Here is a 15,945-nt window from a genome sequence, read left to right as displayed (position 1 = left end):
AATCAGCCAGGCCTCAGAGCAGGAAGATGGTCGCCAGCCCCAGGAAAATAAAGAACCCACCACTGTCGGTCATGGCGGTAATCATCACACTCGCGCCCATGGCCGGGTCACGCCCCAACCGGGCGAGAGTCATGGGGATCAATACGCCCATCAAGGCCGCCAATAGCAAGTTGAGTGTCATCGCGGCAGTCATGACTACGCCCAGGGACCAACTGCCATAGAGCAGATATGCCACCACACCGATCACACCACCCCACAGCACGCCGTTGATCAGGGCCACCGCCAACTCCTTGCGCATCAATCGGGAAGTATTGCCGGTACTGACCTGGTCCAGCGCCATGGCGCGAACAATCATGGTAATGGTCTGGTTGCCAGAGTTGCCGCCAATACCGGCAACGATAGGCATCAGCGCCGCAAGCGCCACCAACCGCTCAATGGAGCCCTCGAACAAACCGATAACCCGGGAGGCGACAAACGCCGTGATCAGATTGATCGCCAGCCAGGCCCAACGGTTGCGCAGGGATTTCCAGACCGAGGCGAAGATATCTTCCTCTTCACGCAAACCGGCCATGTTGAGGACTTCGCTCTCGCTTTCCTCACGAATCAAGTCGACCATTTCATCGATGGTCAGACGGCCGATCAGCTTGCCGTTCTTGTCGACCACCGGGGCAGAAATCAAGTCATAACGCTCGAACGCCTGGGCCGCATCATAGGCGTCTTCGTCCGGGTGAAAACTCACCGGATCGCTGGCCATGACCTCGGCGACCTGCTTCTCCGGATCGTTGACCAGCAATCGCTTGATCGGCAGCACACCCTTGAGCACGCCGTCGTAATCGACCACAAAGAGCTTGTCGGTATGCCCCGGCAGTTCCTTGAGGCGACGCAGGTAGCGCAACACCACTTCAAGGCTGACATCCTCACGGATCGTCACCATCTCGAAGTCCATCAACGCACCGACCTGCTCCTCGTCATAGGACAACGCCGAGCGCACGCGCTCACGCTGCTGGCCGTCGAGGGTTTCCATCAGTTCGTGGACAACGTCCCGGGGCAGTTCGGGCGCAAGGTCGGCGAGTTCGTCGGCGTCCATTTCCTTGGCCGCTGCCAGCAACTCGTGATCGTCCATGTCGGCGATCAGGGTTTCACGAACCGAGTCGGACACTTCGAGCAGGATGTCGCCGTCGCGATCAGCCTTGACCAGTTGCCAGACCGTCAGGCGCTCTTCCAGTGGCAAGGCTTCAAGGATGTAGGCGACGTCGGCGGAGTGCAGATCATCGAGCTTGCGCTGCAACTCGACGAGGTTCTGCCGATGGACCAGGTTCTCGACCCGATCATGATGCGGGCCTTCCTGGCGATGCGTCAGGTCCTCCACGACCCGCTGGCGATGCAGCAGCTCAACGACTTGCGCGAGACGGTCCTGAAGGCTTTCCTGCGTTTTCTTTACTTCAACTTCGGTCATAGGCGAACTCCACTCCCAGCAGTGGGGCACGCCGGAAGGATCAATCAGTCAGTTCATGATTGGTGAAACGAGGTTTTGAGTAACTACTGGGTAAGTCCATGGAAATATTCCAAAGCCCCGGCGGGGCTGACGGGCGCAATCATACACCGCTTGGCGTTTTAAAACGTTAAAAAATCATGGCAAGAACAAGCGCTTGCGAGACAAACCTGAACGCAGGCTGAACCTGTGGATTTACGACGATTTATCCTGAAAAGAAAACATACCACCCGGCAAAAATGGAGCGGCTACCCTTCCCTTTCCATCGTCAAGGAAGACGCCCAAATGCCGGACCATCGTTATCTGCCTCTCCTCATCAGCCTGTGCTGCCTGTCTTCATGGGCCGCCGAACACACCGTTCATCGCTGCGAAGACAGCGCAGGGCATGTCACCTTCACCACCCTGAGCTGCGGACCGGAAGAGGCGCTGTCCTTGCAGCGAATCCATCCGTACAGCCCGGGCACAACCGAGCCAACCCGCGAATCGATGCTGCCCGAAGCAGAGCAAACATCCAGCAACAAAACCAGACGCAGGGAACCGACTGTTGTAGGCCAGCTCGAAGATCGCTGCGGGAATCTGCTGAGCCCCGGCCAGCGTCGCGAAGCAATCATGGACCGGCGAATCGTTACCGGCATGAACCAGCAGGACGTGGAAAGCGCCCTCGGCAAACCCGATTCAATCAGGATCAGGAATTCGAGCACCCGCTACACCTACAAAGCGAAAAACGGTCGCAGCGCAGAGGTCGTGTTCGATGAGGAAGGCTGTGTGAAAGGCAAATCGTAGGCAACAAAAAGCCCGCGTTAAACGCGGGCTTCTTGATATATGGTGCACTCGACAGGATTCGAACCTGTGACCGCTCGGTTCGTAGCCGAGTACTCTATCCAGCTGAGCTACGAGTGCAGGTTGTGGTTTTATACCAGATCACAACTGGTTGAAGCCAAGTTATTTGCATTGCTGCAAACGACTCTTAAATGGTGCACTCGACAGGATTCGAACCTGTGACCGCTCGGTTCGTAGCCGAGTACTCTATCCAGCTGAGCTACGAGTGCATGTGTTGCCGCGCATTATAGGTCGTCGAATCTTTTTGTAAAGCGCTTTTTTTCTAGTAATTTCAACAACTTACCGAACAAGCCAGATTACAACGCACTACATGAATAATGGCGGAGAACGGGGGATTCGAACCCCCGACACCCTTTTGAGGTGTACTCCCTTAGCAGGGGAGCGCCTTCGGCCACTCGGCCAGCTCTCCGCAACACGGGGCGTATATTAACCACCTTCATCCCCGTTTGCAAACATAAAAATCGATAAAAATTAATGGCTTGGTTCGTCGTCCTTCTCTTTCTTGATGCGCAGGTAAATTTCCTCCCGGTGCACCGCGACCTCTTTCGGGGCGTTGACGCCAATCCGCACTTGGTTTCCTTTGACGCCGAGCACGGTCACGGTGATTTCGCCATCGCCAATAATCAGGCTCTCTGCGCACCGACGAGTCAGAATCAGCATACCTTTCTCCTCACGCAATTCAGTTCAGGGACTACAAGTCTGCAAAACAAGGGCGTCGGACCTGCGACCGCAACGGTCGCAGCCTACAGGCCTCAGTATTGACCAGCGCGAGCAAAAGAACAGTTTTGAGACGCGCCATTCAAAAAAACAAAGGGCGCGGTAAAACCGCGCCCTCGGGACAACGCCTTACTCGCCCTGTCGGGCGGCTGCGTCGAGTTCGAAAGCCGTGTGCAGGGCGCGCACGGCCAGCTCCAGGTATTTCTCTTCGATCACCACGGAAACCTTGATTTCCGAAGTCGAGATCATCTGGATGTTGATGCTTTCCTTGGCCAGGGATTCGAACATGCGGCTGGCCACGCCTGCGTGGGAGCGCATGCCGACGCCGACGATCGAAACCTTGGCGATCTTCGTGTCCCCCACCACTTCCCGGGCACCGATCTCGGCTGCGGTCTTCTTCAGTACGGATTCGGCGGCCTGATAGTCGTTGCGGTGCACGGTGAAGGTGAAGTCGGTGGTGTTATCGTGCGCGACGTTCTGCACGATCATGTCGACTTCGATGTTCGCGGCACTGATCGGGCCGAGAATCTTGAAGGCCACGCCGGGGGTGTCTGGCACGCCACGGATGGTCAGCTTGGCTTCATCGCGGTTGAAGGCGATGCCGGAAATGATCGGCTGTTCCATGGATTCCTCTTCATCAATAGTAATGAGGGTGCCCGGACCCTCTTTGAAGCTGTGCAGGACGCGCAGCGGAACATTGTACTTGCCAGCGAATTCGACCGCCCGGATCTGCAGCACCTTCGAGCCGAGACTGGCCATTTCCAGCATCTCTTCAAAGGTGATCTTGTCCAGGCGCTGAGCCACGGGAACCACTCGCGGATCGGTGGTGTAGACGCCATCCACATCGGTGTAGATCTGGCATTCGTCAGCCTTGAGAGCTGCCGCCAGCGCAACACCGGTGGTGTCGGAGCCGCCACGACCGAGGGTGGTGATGTTGCCGTGCTCGTCCACGCCCTGGAAACCGGCGACCACCACGACACGGCCGGCCTTCAGGTCACCGCGAATCTTCTGATCATCGATCTGCAGAATACGCGCCTTGTTGTGCGCGCTGTCCGTCAGGATACGCACCTGGTTGCCGGTGTAGGACACCGCCGGCACGCCACGCTTCATCAGCGCCATGGCCAGCAAGGCGATAGTCACCTGCTCGCCAGTGGACACGATCACATCCAGTTCACGAGGAACCGGCTGCTGCTCGCCGCTGATTTGCTTGGCCAGATCGATCAGACGGTTGGTTTCGCCGCTCATTGCCGACAGCACAACCACCAGGTCATCGCCCGCATCACGGAATTTCTTAACCTTGTCGGCGACTTGTTCGATTCTCTCGACAGTGCCGACCGAGGTGCCTCCAAATTTCTGTACGATCAAAGCCATTTCAAAGCCGCCTCTGCCCATGAAGGGCGCCCAATAGTTACTACGGCGGTCGGGCCCGCGACTAGACCGCGAGCCCGAAGCACCGCCTTAAATACCCTGCTCTACAAATGCAACGGTCTGGGCCAGTGCCGCGTCCAGTGCGCCAACGTCGGTACCGCCGCCTTGCGCCATGTCCGGACGACCACCGCCCTTGCCGCCCACTGCCGCAGCGGCCTGCTTCATCAAATCACCGGCTTTGAGTTGGCCGGTCAGGTCCTTGGTCACGCCTGCGACGAGAACGACCTTTTCCTCATGGACACTGCCGAGCAGGATCACTGCGCGGCCGAGTTTGTTTTTCAGCTGATCGACCAGCCCCAACAGGGCCTTGCCGTCCTGACCGTCCAGACGCACGGCCAGCACTTTCACACCCTTGACATCCACGGCCTGGGCCGACAGATCGTCGCCCGCGGCGCTGGCAGCCTTGGCCTGCAACTGCTCGAGTTGCTTCTCCAGCAGGCGGTTGCGTTCCAGCACTGCCGACAGCTTGTCGATCAGGTTGTCACGGCTGCCCTTGATCAGGCTCGCCGCTTCCTTGAGTTGTTCTTCGGCAGCGTTGAGGTACGCCAGTGCCGCGGCACCGGTGACCGCTTCGATACGCCGCACGCCGGAGGCCACACCGCCTTCACTGATGATCTTCAGCAGGCCGATGTCGCCGGTCCGGTTGGCGTGGATGCCACCGCACAGCTCCACCGAGAAATCACCCATGCTCAGCACGCGCACGCTGTCGCCGTACTTCTCGCCGAACAACGCCATCGCGCCCTTCTTCTTGGCGGTGTCGATGTCGGTTTCTTCGGTTTCTACCGGGGAGTTCTTGCGAATCTCGGCGTTGACGATGTCTTCCAAGGCCTTGAGCTGCTCCGGCTTGATGGCTTCGAAGTGGCTGAAGTCAAAGCGCAGGCGCTGGCTATCGACCAACGAACCCTTCTGCTGGATATGCTCACCCAACACTTGGCGCAACGCTGCGTGCAGCAAGTGCGTGGCAGAGTGGTTCAGCGAGGTGGCGTGGCGCACCTCGGCGTCGACATGAGCGGACACCGGGGCGGCGACCATCAGGCTGCCCGAAGCCAGCACGCCGTGGTGCAGGAACGCACCGCCGGTCTTGGTGGTGTCGCGCACGTCGAAGCGCGAGCTGCCGGCTTGCAGGTACCCGCAGTCACCGATCTGGCCACCGGACTCGGCGTAGAACGGGGTCGTGTCGAGCACGATCACGCCTTCCTGGCCTTCGCTCAGGATGTCGACCGATTGGCCGTCCTTATAGATAGCCACGATCTTGGCCGAGCCGGTGGTGCCGGCGTAACCGGTGAATTCGGTGGCCACGTCAACCTTGACCAGGCTGTTGTAGTCCATGCCGAAGGAGCTGGCGGAGCGCGCGCGCACCCGCTGGGCTTCCATCTCGCGCTCGAACCCTTCTTCGTCGAGGGTCAGGTTGCGTTCACGGGCGATGTCGCCGGTCAGGTCCATCGGGAAACCGTAGGTGTCATACAGCTTGAACACCACGTCGCCCGGCACCACGTTGCCCTTCAACTCGGCCAGGTCCTGCTCGAGGATCTTCAGGCCCTGCTCCAGGGTCTTGGCGAACTGTTCTTCTTCGGCCTTGAGCACGCGCTCGATATGCGCCTGCTGAGTTTTCAGTTCCGGGAAAGCCTCGCCCATCTCGGCCGCCAGGGCCGCGACGATCTGATAGAAGAAACTGCCCTTGGCGCCCAGCTTGTTGCCGTGACGGCAGGCGCGACGGATGATCCGGCGCAGCACGTAGCCACGGCCTTCATTGGATGGCAGCACGCCGTCGGCAATCAGGAAGCCGCAGGAACGGATATGGTCGGCCACCACTTTCAGCGAAGCCTGGTTGTCGTTGGTGCAACCGATGGCCTTGGCCGAAGCGTCCAGCAGGCTCTGGAACAGGTCGATTTCGTAGTTGGAGTGAACGTGCTGCAGCACCGCACTGATCCGCTCCAGGCCCATGCCGGTGTCGACCGACGGTGCCGGCAGCGGATGCAACACGCCGTCGGCGGTGCGGTTGAACTGCATGAAGACGTTGTTCCAGATCTCGATGTAACGGTCGCCGTCTTCTTCCGGCGAGCCGGGTGGGCCGCCCCAGATGTCGGCGCCGTGATCGTAGAAAATCTCGGTGCAAGGGCCGCACGGGCCGGTGTCACCCATGGTCCAGAAGTTGTCGGAGGCGTAAGGCGCGCCCTTGTTGTCGCCGATGCGCACCATGCGCTCGGCCGGGACACCGACCTCTTTGGTCCAGATGTCATAGGCCTCGTCATCGGTGGCGTAGACCGTTACCCAGAGTTTCTCCTTGGGCAGGTTCAGCCACTTGTCGGAGGTCAGGAAGGTCCAGGCGAAGGTGATGGCGTCGCGCTTGAAATAGTCGCCGAAGCTGAAGTTACCCAGCATTTCGAAGAACGTGTGGTGACGAGCGGTATAACCGACGTTTTCCAGGTCGTTGTGCTTACCGCCGGCCCGCACGCATTTCTGGCTGCTCACCGCACGGGTGTAGGCACGTTTCTCCTGGCCCAGGAAGCAGTCCTTGAACTGGTTCATCCCCGCGTTGGTGAACAGCAGGGTCGGGTCATTGCCCGGGATCAAAGAGCTGGAGGCTACTCGGGTGTGGCCTTGCTCTTCGAAGAAGCGAAGGAAGGCTTCACGGATTTCTGCGCTTTTCATTAGGTTCTTCCACGGAGGCTGCGGCCAAAGGCCTGTGCAAAACGTCAACAGACGAAGCAACGGCAAAGGGCCGCATTATATCGGCCCTGCGCTTGGGGTACAGCGTGTTATGCGATAGAAACTGTCAATTGGGCTGCTTGGGCGATCAGTTGCCGGAAAATTCGACGAAAGTGGCGATCACCCGGTCGATTTGCGCAGCGCTGACGTCCAGGTGGGTCACCATCCGCAGGCGCGGTGCGGCAACGAGCTTGATGCCCCGCTCAGCGGCAAATGCCTTGATCGCCTCGGCCCGTTCGCCCATCTGCACGTAGACCATGTTGGTCTGCACCGGCTCGACCTCATAACCCGCCGCCTGCAGACCTTCGGCAAGACGCCGGGCATTGGCGTGGTCGTCGGCCAGGCGCTGGACCTGATGATCGAGGGCATACAGCCCCGCTGCCGCCAGGATCCCGGCCTGGCGCATGCCGCCGCCGACCATCTTGCGCAACCGGCGCGCCTTGTCGATCAACCCGACGCTGCCGCACAGGACCGAACCGATCGGCGCGCCCAAACCTTTGGACAGGCACACCGACACCGAATCGAAATGCTGCGTGATCTCCCGCGCATCGACGTTGAGCTTGACTACCGCGTTGTACAAACGCGCCCCGTCCAGGTGCAGCGCGAGGCCGTGTTCCCGGGTGAAACGCCGGGCCTGGGCCAGATACGCCAGCGGCAGCACCTTGCCCTGCATGGTGTTTTCCAAGGCCAGCAGGCGGGTGCGGGCAAAGTGGAAGTCATCCGGCTTGATCGCCGCGGCGACCTGCGCCAGGTCCAAGGAGCCGTCCGCCTGCACCTCAAGAGGCTGGGGCTGGATCGAACCGAGCACCGCCGCGCCGCCACCTTCGTATTTGTAGGTGTGGGCCTGCTGGCCGACGATGTATTCATCGCCACGCTCGCAGTGAGCCATCAACCCCAGCAGGTTGCTCATGGTGCCACTGGGCACGAACAGCCCCGCCGCGAACCCCAGGCGCCCGGCGAGCTCGGCTTCGAGACGATTGACCGTCGGGTCCTCGCCATACACATCGTCGCCGGTCGGCGCACTGGCCATGGCATCCAGCATGGCGGCGGAAGGTTGGGTGACCGTGTCGCTGCGAAGATCGATAACGCTCATGAATCTGGCCTCGGGTGTGGGTGGGGAGAATTCCCTTTCGAAGGGTACTTACTGCGGTCATGGCGACGAATAATCAAGACTGATCGAAGGAAAGGACAATAAAACCCTTGTGTGCAGTGGGAGCAAAGCTTGCTCGCGATAGCTGTGGGTCAATCAACATCAATACAGCCTGACCCGGCGCCATCGCGAGCAAGCATTGCTCCCACCGCTCGCTCCCACAGGGGGTTATGTGTTAAAAATCCTGCGCCGCCACACAGCGTAGCGGCAAAACGTTCTCAGGGCGGGGTGTAATTCCCCACCGGCGGTAATTGCATGCAAGGTGCATAGCCCGCGAGCGCTTGGCGAGGCACGGCTTTTTGCGGTGCGGCGGCAAGGTCAGCAGACCCGGTGTGATCCCGGGGCCGACGGTCATAGTCCGGATGAAGAGAGAACGGGATCGGCACCCAAGGACCGCTTGCGGCTATCTGTACGCAGCGCATCCTCGACTCCCCTTCGATTCATGACGCCCTGTTTTTCACACAAACAGGAACCAGAACATGCAACCCACTGCAATCGACAGCAAAATCAAACATCCGGGCGAGCGCGTTGCGTTCATCCAGGCCTGCTGGCACAAGGAAATTGTCGACCAGAGCCGTCACGGCTTCGTCGCGGAAATGATCAACCAGGGGTATCAGGAAAGTGATATCGACTTCTTCGAAGTCGGTGGCGCCTTCGAAATCCCGCTGCACGCCAAGCTGCTGGCCAAGTCCGGCCGCTACGCCGGCATCGTCGCCGCGGGCCTGGTGGTGGATGGCGGCATCTACCGGCATGAGTTCGTTGCCCAATCGGTGATCAGCGGCCTGATGCAGGTGCAGCTGGAAACCGAGGTGCCGGTGTTCTCGGTGGTGCTCACGCCGCATCACTTCCATGCAGGGGAAGAACACCAGAAGTTTTTCTTCGAGCATTTCGTGCACAAGGGCCAGGAAGCGGCCAAGACCTGCGCTGACACCTTGCACAAGACCCGGGCACTGCGCCGTAGCGAACAGCGCGCCTTAGCCGTCTAAACACCGAACCTAATGTGGGAGCGAGCCTGCTCGCGATGACGGAGTGTCAGTCGCTATCAATGCCGACTGATGCACCGCTATCGCGAGCAGGCTCGCTCCCACAAGGGTTCGGCGTTGGATTCAGGCCAGGTTTTCGCCGGTGGCCGGCACAATCAGGATGCCCGCCCGCAAACCATTCTTCACCTTGGGATTCGGGAAGATGATCCGCGCGCCCTCTTCTTCGATCACCCAACGGGTCTGGGCGATGTCTTCGGCCAGCACATAGCCTTTTCCCAGTTCCGAAAAGTTCTCGATGTCCGCTGGCAGGTTCAGGCGGAAGCTGTCACTGTGTTTGATGATTTCCCGGGCCACGCTGAACAGCTGGAGGCCATCCAGCCCTTCGTCCAGTTCAGGCTCGTTGCCTTCGATGATCTGCTTCAAGCGGGTTTCCAGCAGGCTAACATTGACGCCTTCGTTCTCCCCGAACGGCCGCGCCTTGCCCAGTTCCAGGGTAAAGGATTCGGCCCCGAGCTGGTCGTAGGTGTAGGCACTGAAGACGATGGACGGCTTGTTCTGCAGCAGCACCGCTTCCATACCCGCCGCACGCAGGCGGGCCAGTTCACGACGTGAATGCTGGCGACCTTCCTTCCAGGGGTACAGGGCGAACTGCTCGATCTTCGAGCCGCGGATGGCCGTGTGCAGGTCGTAATGCAAGCGACTGCGCTCTGGCCGGTTGAAGAAGCTGGCGGCCAACCGCTCCAACTCGCAAGCCCGCAGCGCCTCCGGACCGCCGCTCAGTTCATGACGGCCATTGAACAGCCGATTGACGTCCTGCTCGACGAAACGCTCACCGCGGCGGATAGCTTCGGGATTGCCGAACAGGAACAGAATGCGTGCCCGAGGCTTCACGTCTCCACGGGCGATGTCATGCAGCAGGCGGTCGAGCAATTCGATGGGCGCGGTTTCGTTACCGTGGATCCCCGCCGACAACAGCAGGTCCAGGCCATTATCCCGGGCTTCGGGCGGCTTGACCTCCAGCGCGCCCTCGCTCAACCAGCGCATCCGTACGCCCTCGACAGTCAGTTGAGTCTTCTCCGCCGGTTCACGGCCGGCGAGGGTCAGTTCAAGCAGTTTGCCGAGGGCGAGCATAGCGCGGTTTCCTTAATGGTCGTGGCCGCAATCCGGGCCATGGACATGGTCGTCGTCGCCGAGGTCGGCCGGTTCCATTTCCAGCTGCAGGCTGACCAGATTGGTTGCCAACGGGCGCAACAACAGGTTGGCGTATTCCTCATCCCCTTCCTCGACGTCCACGCCGATCAGCAGCTGACCGCGGCCGTCCTGCTGGATCCACAGCTCCTTGCCCTGCCACATCACCGCCACGCGGGTGCAAGAGGTTTCCAGTTGGGTGCCGTCGGTGTCTTCAAGAATCAGCTGCAGTGCATCACTCATGTTTTTACGTTCTCGTCTGGAGATAAGGCCACGCGCCCTGCTTTGACTGTAGTCAGGTCGCGCGCGCTTTCAATTGATCTGGAAAGGATAGACCGCGCCAAGTTTAAGGATTTGTGTCAATTCATCCAGTGCCGACCGGCATTCGAGGAGCAATTGCGGGTCAGCCAGGTCGCTTTCGGTCATACGGTCGCGGTAATGCCGCTCGACCCACTGGGTCAGCGAATCGTACAGCGGCGCCGTCATGATAACCCCTGGATTGACGGCCGCCAGTTCGGTTTCATTGAGGGCCACGCGCAGCCTCAGGCAAGCCGGGCCGCCACCGTTCTGCATGCTCTGCTTGAGGTCGAAGACCTTCACTTCGCGAATCACCCCGCCAGAACCCGTCAGGCCTTGCAGGTATTGCCAGACGCGCGGGTTGCTGCGGCACTCTTCCGGCACGATCAACAGCATCGAGCCGTCGGGACGCGACAGCAGCTGGCTATTGAACAGGTAGGAACGTACCGCGTCATCGACGCTGACTGCCGAACGCGGCACACACACAGACTGAAATGTCCCACCGACCTTGGCGAGTTTGTTGCTCAGTTCGGCCAGCATCCTGTCGGTCTCGAGAAACGCGTCCTCGTGATAGAACAACACCTCGCCATTGCCGACCGCGATCACGTCGTTGTGAAACACGCCCTGGTCGATCACCGACGGGTTCTGCTGGGCGTACACCACGCCCTCCTCCCGCAGGCCATGCAAACGGGCGACCGCGCGGGACGCTTCGAGGGTCTGGCGTGCCGGGTATTTCTGCGGCGCCGGGTAACGGGTGTCGAAAGCGCTGCGGCCGAACACAAAGAATTCAACGCCCGCCTCACCGTAGGTCCGGCAGAAACGAGTGTGGTTGGCCGCCCCTTCGTCACCGAACTGCGCCACCGCCGGCAACGCGGCGTGATGGGCAAAGTGCTGCTGATCGGCAAACATCGCCCCCAGTACGCGACTGGTGGTCGGGTGCTCGATGCTGCGATGGTATTTGCAGTTCAGGTTGGCGGCGGTGAAATGCACGCGGCCATCCGCGGTGTCGGCGCTTGGGCTGACGGTGGCGGCGTTGGCCACCCACATGCTGGAGGCCGAGCAACTGGCGACCAGCAGCGGCATCGCTTCTTTCGCGGCCTGCTGGATGACCTCGGCGTCGCTGCCGGCAAAGCCCAACCGGCGCAGGGCCGCCACGTCAGGACGCTCCTGTGGCGCCAGCACGCCTTGCTGGAAGCCCATGTCCATCAGCGCTTTCATTTTCGCCAGGCCCTGCAACGCCGCTTCCTTGGGGTTGGAGCACGCCTGGCTGTTGCTCTGGGACGCGACGTTGCCGTACGAGAGCCCGCCGTAGTTATGGGTCGGCCCCACTAGACCGTCAAAGTTGACTTCAAAGGATTTCATCAGCGAGGCTCCACGAGGATCTGTTTTTTATAGGCATCAAGTAGCAACTGCGGCGCGGCCATCGCGGGCAAACCTTGCTCCCACAGGGGATTGCATAAAGCCTGTGGAGGCAAGGTTAGTTCCCACAGGGACTGCATGGAACCTGTGGGAGCAAGGCTTGCCCGCGATTGGTTCACGCCATTCGCACGCCCGGCGTCAGACTGGCCGGCAGCACCAGGCTCGGCGTCTCCAGGGACGCCACCGGGTACGCGCAATAGTCGGCCGCGTAATAGGCACTGGCGCGATGGTTGCCCGAAGCGCCGACGCCACCGAACGGCGCGCTGCTGGCGGCACCGGTCAACTGCTTGTTCCAATTGACGATACCGGCACGGCTTTGCAGCCAGAACTGCTGGTAGCGCTCCTGGGAATCGGACAGCAAGCCGGCGGCCAGGCCGTATTGGGTGTTGTTGGCCTCGGCGATGGCCGCTGGGAAATCCGCGTAACGGATCACTTGCAGCAGTGGTCCGAACAGCTCTTCGTCAGGACGTTCGGGCACCGCCGTCACATCGAGAATCCCTGGCGTCAGCAACGCAGCCTGGGGCTGTGGCTGAGTCATCGCCAGCAGCGCCACGGCGCCGAGGCCCAGCAAATGATTCTGCGCGTCCATCAAGGCTTTCGCCGCGCCCAGGGAAACCACCGAACCCATGAACGGCGCCGGTTGCTGGTCGAACGCGCCGACTTCAATCGCAGAGCTGACCGCCACCAGGCGCGCCAGCAGGGCATCGCCCCACGCCCCTTCCGGCACCAGCAATCGACGGGCGCAGGTGCAGCGCTGGCCGGCGGAAATGAATGCCGATTGGATGATGGTGTAGACCGCCGCATCGACGTCCGCCACCTCGTCCACCACCAGCGGATTGTTACCGCCCATTTCCAGCGCAAGGATCTTGTCCGGACGACCGGAGAATTGTTGGTGCAACAGATTGCCGGTGCGACTGGAGCCGGTGAAGAACAGCCCGTCGATGCCCGGATTGGCCGCCAGGGCGATACCGGTTTCCCGTGCACCTTGCAGCAGGTTCAGCACACCCGCCGGCAAACCGGCTTCGACCCAGCACTTGACCGTCAGCTCAGCGACTTTCGGGGTCAGCTCGCTCGGCTTGAACAACACGCTGTTACCCGCCAGCAGCGCCGGCACGATGTGGCCGTTGGGCAAGTGGCCGGGGAAGTTGTAAGGGCCGAATACCGCCACCACACCGTGGGGCTTGTGCCGCAGCACGGCAGTGGCGTCGCCCAGGGGGCCGCTCTTCTCGCCGGTCCGCTCGCGATAGCTCTGCACCGAGATGGCGACCTTGTTGATCATGCTGGTGACTTCGGTGGCCGCTTCCCACAACGGCTTACCAGTTTCCTCGCCGATGCAGTGGGCCAGTTCGTCAGCGTGGCTCTTCAGCGCCGCGGCGAAGGCTTCCAACACCTGGATGCGTTCATCCAGGGAACGCCGGGCCCAGTCCGGGAACGCCTGGCGCGCAGCCTGCACCGCCGACTCGACCTGCGCCGCCGTGGCGCCCTTGCCCGACCACAGCACTTGCTGGGTCACTGGGTTCAACGACTCAAACATGTCGCCCTGGCCTTCCAGCCAGCTTCCCGCGATATACAGCGAGTTCATCATTTCGACTCCCGAGCAGCAGACAACGCAACGGCGCGCACTTGATCGCCGGCGTTGAGTTGAAGACGTTTGGCGGTCAGCGGATCCACCACCAGGGTGCCCGAGGCGAAGCGCGCCGGTGCCGCCGTAATGCGGCAATCCAGGCACTTGCGGTTATGGATGAGGAACGGCGTGGCGTCGTCGCCAGGCGTGCCGATGGCCAACACCAGAGCCTGGCTGTCACGAACCGCACGGATCTTGGCGGTTTCGCACTCCACGGCCGGGCCGGCATCGAAGATGTCGACGTAGCCTTGATAGTTGAAGCCTTCACTCTTGAGCATCGACAAGGCCGGCTCGGTGTCCGGATGCACCTGGGCGATCACGGCGCGGGCATCCTCGGACAGGAAACAGGTGTACAGCGGGAACTTGGGCATCAGTTCGGCGATAAACGCCTTGTTGCCGACCCCGGTCAGGTAATCGGCCTGGCTGAACTCCATTTTGAAGAAGTGCCGGCCCAGGCTCTCCCAGAAAGGCGAACGGCCGGTGTCGTCGGACATGCCGCGCATCTCGGCGATGATCTTGTTGCCGAACAGCTGCGGGTATTCGGCAATGAACAGCAATCGCGCCTTGGCCAGCATGCGACCGTTGAGGCCATTGCGATAATCGGCATGCAGGAACAGCGAACACAGCTCGGAATTGCCGGTCAGGTCGTTGGCCAGGAACAGCGTCGGGATTTCCCGGTAGATGTTCAGCTCCTGGGAAGCGCTCACCGTCAGGCCGACGCGAAAGTTGTACCAGGGCTCACGCAGGCCCACGGCACCGGCGATGGCGGAGATGCCCACCACTTGGCCGTCATCGTTTTCGAGCACGAACAGGTAATCCGCATCGCCACGCCCGGCTTCGCCGCGAAAGGTCTTCTCGGCCCAGCCGACCCGATGGGCCAGACGCTCTTCGTTGGCCGGCAAGGTGGTCAGGCCGGTGCCGGTGCTGCGGGCCAGGGCGATCAGAGCGGGTAAATCGCTGCTGCGTACGGGACGAACGATCATGCTATCTCCTCAGACGGGCCGCTCATGCCACCCGCGAAACTCAGACTTAAACCGCCACCAGGCGCACGCTGGCGCCTTCGCCGACGCCCAGGGCCTCGGCCGCTTCCATGTCCAGGGTCACTGGTTTACCGGGCGCGTAATCGAGCTCGAGCAACACGGCGCGGTAATCCTGCAATTGGGCATTGGCCACCAGGTATTGCCGGCCGGCACCCTTGACCGGTTCGCCGAGCTTGACCGGCACCACGCGACTCTGGGCAATCGAGCGGATCCCCGAGACGCGGGCATGCAGGGTCGGGCCGCCATCGAAGATGTCGATGTAATGATCAGTCTCGAAGCCTTCGCGCATCAGGATGTCGAAGGTGATCTGCGCACGCGGATGGACCTGCCCCATGGCTTCTTGGGCGGCGTCCGGCAGCAGTGGCACGTAGATCGGGTAATGGGGCATCAGCTCGGCGAGGAAGGTGCGGCTTTTCAGCCCGCACAAGCGCTCGGCGGCGGCGTAGTTGAGGTCGAAGAAGTTGCGACCGATGGCGTCCCAGAACGGCGAATCGCCATTTTCATCGCTGTAGCCGACGATCTCGGTCACCACCGAATCGGCGAACCGTTCCGGATGGCTGGCGACGAACAGCAGGCGCCCGCGGGAATTGAGCTCCGCCCACGGCGTTCCCACCAGGTCCCGGACCACATAGAAACTGGTCAACAGGCTGTTGCCGGTCAGGTCGTGGCACTGGGAGAGTACGTGGATCTTGTTGTGGATCTTCAGCTCACGGGAGGCATGGACGAACGTCTCGTTGCGAAAACTGTAGAACGGTTCGGAATAACCGGCCGACGCAACGATGGCCGAACAGCCCACCAGCTTGCCGGTAGCCGTGTCTTCAAGGACGAAGAAATAGCTTTCCTCACCGTTGAAACTGACTTCGGCGGCAAACGAGGCTTCGCTCGCAGCGATCTTGTCGCTCAAGCGTTCCACGTCATCCGGCAAGGAAGTGACACCGATCGGACTGTCCGCAGCCAGACGCTGTACCTCGCCCAGATCCGCCATTTGCGCGGGGCGCATCACCAGCATGGTGTCACTCCTTAACTTGAAATAAAGGGTTCGACCAAAAGGGTCGACA

13 protein-coding genes, 3 tRNA genes and 1 riboswitch are annotated in these 15,945 nt (G+C 61.0%); of the genes, 2 read left to right on the top strand and 14 right to left on the bottom strand.

The genetic code is table 11. The annotated features are described in order from the left end of the window. Window positions 1–13 precede the first annotated feature (13 nt). Window positions 14–1,456, bottom strand: coding sequence for a magnesium transporter (gene mgtE / locus CGA22_RS19770; protein WP_041023496.1), 1,443 nt, complete (start codon window positions 1,454–1,456; stop codon window positions 14–16). A gap of 321 nt (window positions 1,457–1,777) precedes the next feature. On the opposite strand from mgtE, the gene CGA22_RS19765 reads away from it, so the two are divergent. Then, complete coding sequence (locus CGA22_RS19765) at window positions 1,778–2,275, top strand: SmpA/OmlA family hypothetical protein (RefSeq protein ID WP_041023497.1); 498 nt, start codon at window positions 1,778–1,780, stop codon at window positions 2,273–2,275. Between the two features lie 40 nt (window positions 2,276–2,315). Here the strand turns inward: CGA22_RS19765 and CGA22_RS19760 are convergent. The 7 genes from CGA22_RS19760 to ltaE form a co-directional block, all read right to left on the bottom strand. Further along, window positions 2,316–2,392: transfer RNA gene (locus tag CGA22_RS19760), tRNA-Arg, on the bottom strand. Between the two features lie 72 nt (window positions 2,393–2,464). Further along, window positions 2,465–2,541 (bottom strand) — tRNA-Arg (locus tag CGA22_RS19755). Between the two features lie 109 nt (window positions 2,542–2,650). After that, window positions 2,651–2,741, bottom strand: a tRNA-Ser gene (locus CGA22_RS19750). 62 nt (window positions 2,742–2,803) lie between these two features. Beyond that, window positions 2,804–2,992: a carbon storage regulator CsrA gene (gene csrA / locus CGA22_RS19745; protein WP_003178872.1), complete on the bottom strand. Its 189-nt coding sequence runs from the start codon at window positions 2,990–2,992 to the stop codon at window positions 2,804–2,806. A gap of 186 nt (window positions 2,993–3,178) precedes the next feature. Continuing rightward, complete coding sequence (locus CGA22_RS19740; protein WP_041023498.1) at window positions 3,179–4,420, bottom strand: aspartate kinase; 1,242 nt, start codon at window positions 4,418–4,420, stop codon at window positions 3,179–3,181. An 87-nt stretch (window positions 4,421–4,507) separates the two neighbouring features. Beyond that, window positions 4,508–7,129, bottom strand: coding sequence for an alanine--tRNA ligase (alaS, locus tag CGA22_RS19735; RefSeq protein ID WP_041023499.1), 2,622 nt, complete (start codon window positions 7,127–7,129; stop codon window positions 4,508–4,510). 145 nt (window positions 7,130–7,274) lie between these two features. Then, entirely contained in the window at window positions 7,275–8,279 is a 1,005-nt protein-coding gene (ltaE, locus tag CGA22_RS19730; RefSeq protein WP_041023500.1) for a low-specificity L-threonine aldolase, read from the bottom strand. A gap of 267 nt (window positions 8,280–8,546) precedes the next feature. Continuing rightward, window positions 8,547–8,715, top strand: a riboswitch (FMN riboswitch). A 100-nt stretch (window positions 8,716–8,815) separates the two neighbouring features. Between ltaE and CGA22_RS19725 the strand changes: the two genes are divergently transcribed. Continuing rightward, a complete protein-coding gene (locus CGA22_RS19725) occupies window positions 8,816–9,322 on the top strand; it encodes a 6,7-dimethyl-8-ribityllumazine synthase (RefSeq protein WP_041023501.1) in 507 nt (168 codons plus the stop codon). A 120-nt stretch (window positions 9,323–9,442) separates the two neighbouring features. On the opposite strand, the gene astE is transcribed toward CGA22_RS19725, so the two are convergent. From astE to aruF, 6 genes are all read right to left on the bottom strand, one after another. Continuing rightward, window positions 9,443–10,450, bottom strand: a complete 1,008-nt coding sequence (astE, locus tag CGA22_RS19720) for a succinylglutamate desuccinylase (RefSeq protein WP_041023502.1) — start codon at window positions 10,448–10,450, stop codon at window positions 9,443–9,445. Window positions 10,451–10,462: 12 nt separating this feature from the next. Then, window positions 10,463–10,750 carry a hypothetical protein gene (locus CGA22_RS19715; RefSeq protein WP_024776525.1) on the bottom strand — a complete coding sequence of 96 codons (288 nt, stop codon included), beginning with the start codon at window positions 10,748–10,750 and terminating at the stop codon, window positions 10,463–10,465. Between the two features lie 69 nt (window positions 10,751–10,819). Continuing rightward, window positions 10,820–12,166 (bottom strand): N-succinylarginine dihydrolase, encoded by a 1,347-nt coding sequence (astB, locus tag CGA22_RS19710; protein WP_041023503.1) that lies wholly within the window; start codon window positions 12,164–12,166, stop codon window positions 10,820–10,822. A 172-nt stretch (window positions 12,167–12,338) separates the two neighbouring features. Continuing rightward, window positions 12,339–13,808, bottom strand: coding sequence for a succinylglutamate-semialdehyde dehydrogenase (gene astD, locus CGA22_RS19705; RefSeq protein ID WP_177329267.1), 1,470 nt, complete (start codon window positions 13,806–13,808; stop codon window positions 12,339–12,341). Continuing rightward, on the bottom strand, window positions 13,805–14,830 hold the full coding sequence (gene astA, locus CGA22_RS19700) for an arginine N-succinyltransferase (protein WP_041023505.1): 1,026 nt from the start codon (window positions 14,828–14,830) through the stop codon (window positions 13,805–13,807). The genes astD and astA overlap by 4 nt, the downstream gene beginning before the upstream one ends. Window positions 14,831–14,876: 46 nt before the next feature. Further along, window positions 14,877–15,896, bottom strand: a complete 1,020-nt coding sequence (gene aruF, locus CGA22_RS19695) for an arginine/ornithine succinyltransferase subunit alpha (RefSeq protein WP_041023506.1) — start codon at window positions 15,894–15,896, stop codon at window positions 14,877–14,879. Window positions 15,897–15,945: the final 49 nt, after the last annotated feature.

Source organism: Pseudomonas sp. PSB18, from assembly GCF_014596565.1.
In the GTDB taxonomy this organism is placed as follows: domain Bacteria; phylum Pseudomonadota; class Gammaproteobacteria; order Pseudomonadales; family Pseudomonadaceae; genus Aquipseudomonas.
This window is presented reverse-complemented; position numbering and strand designations above follow the sequence as displayed.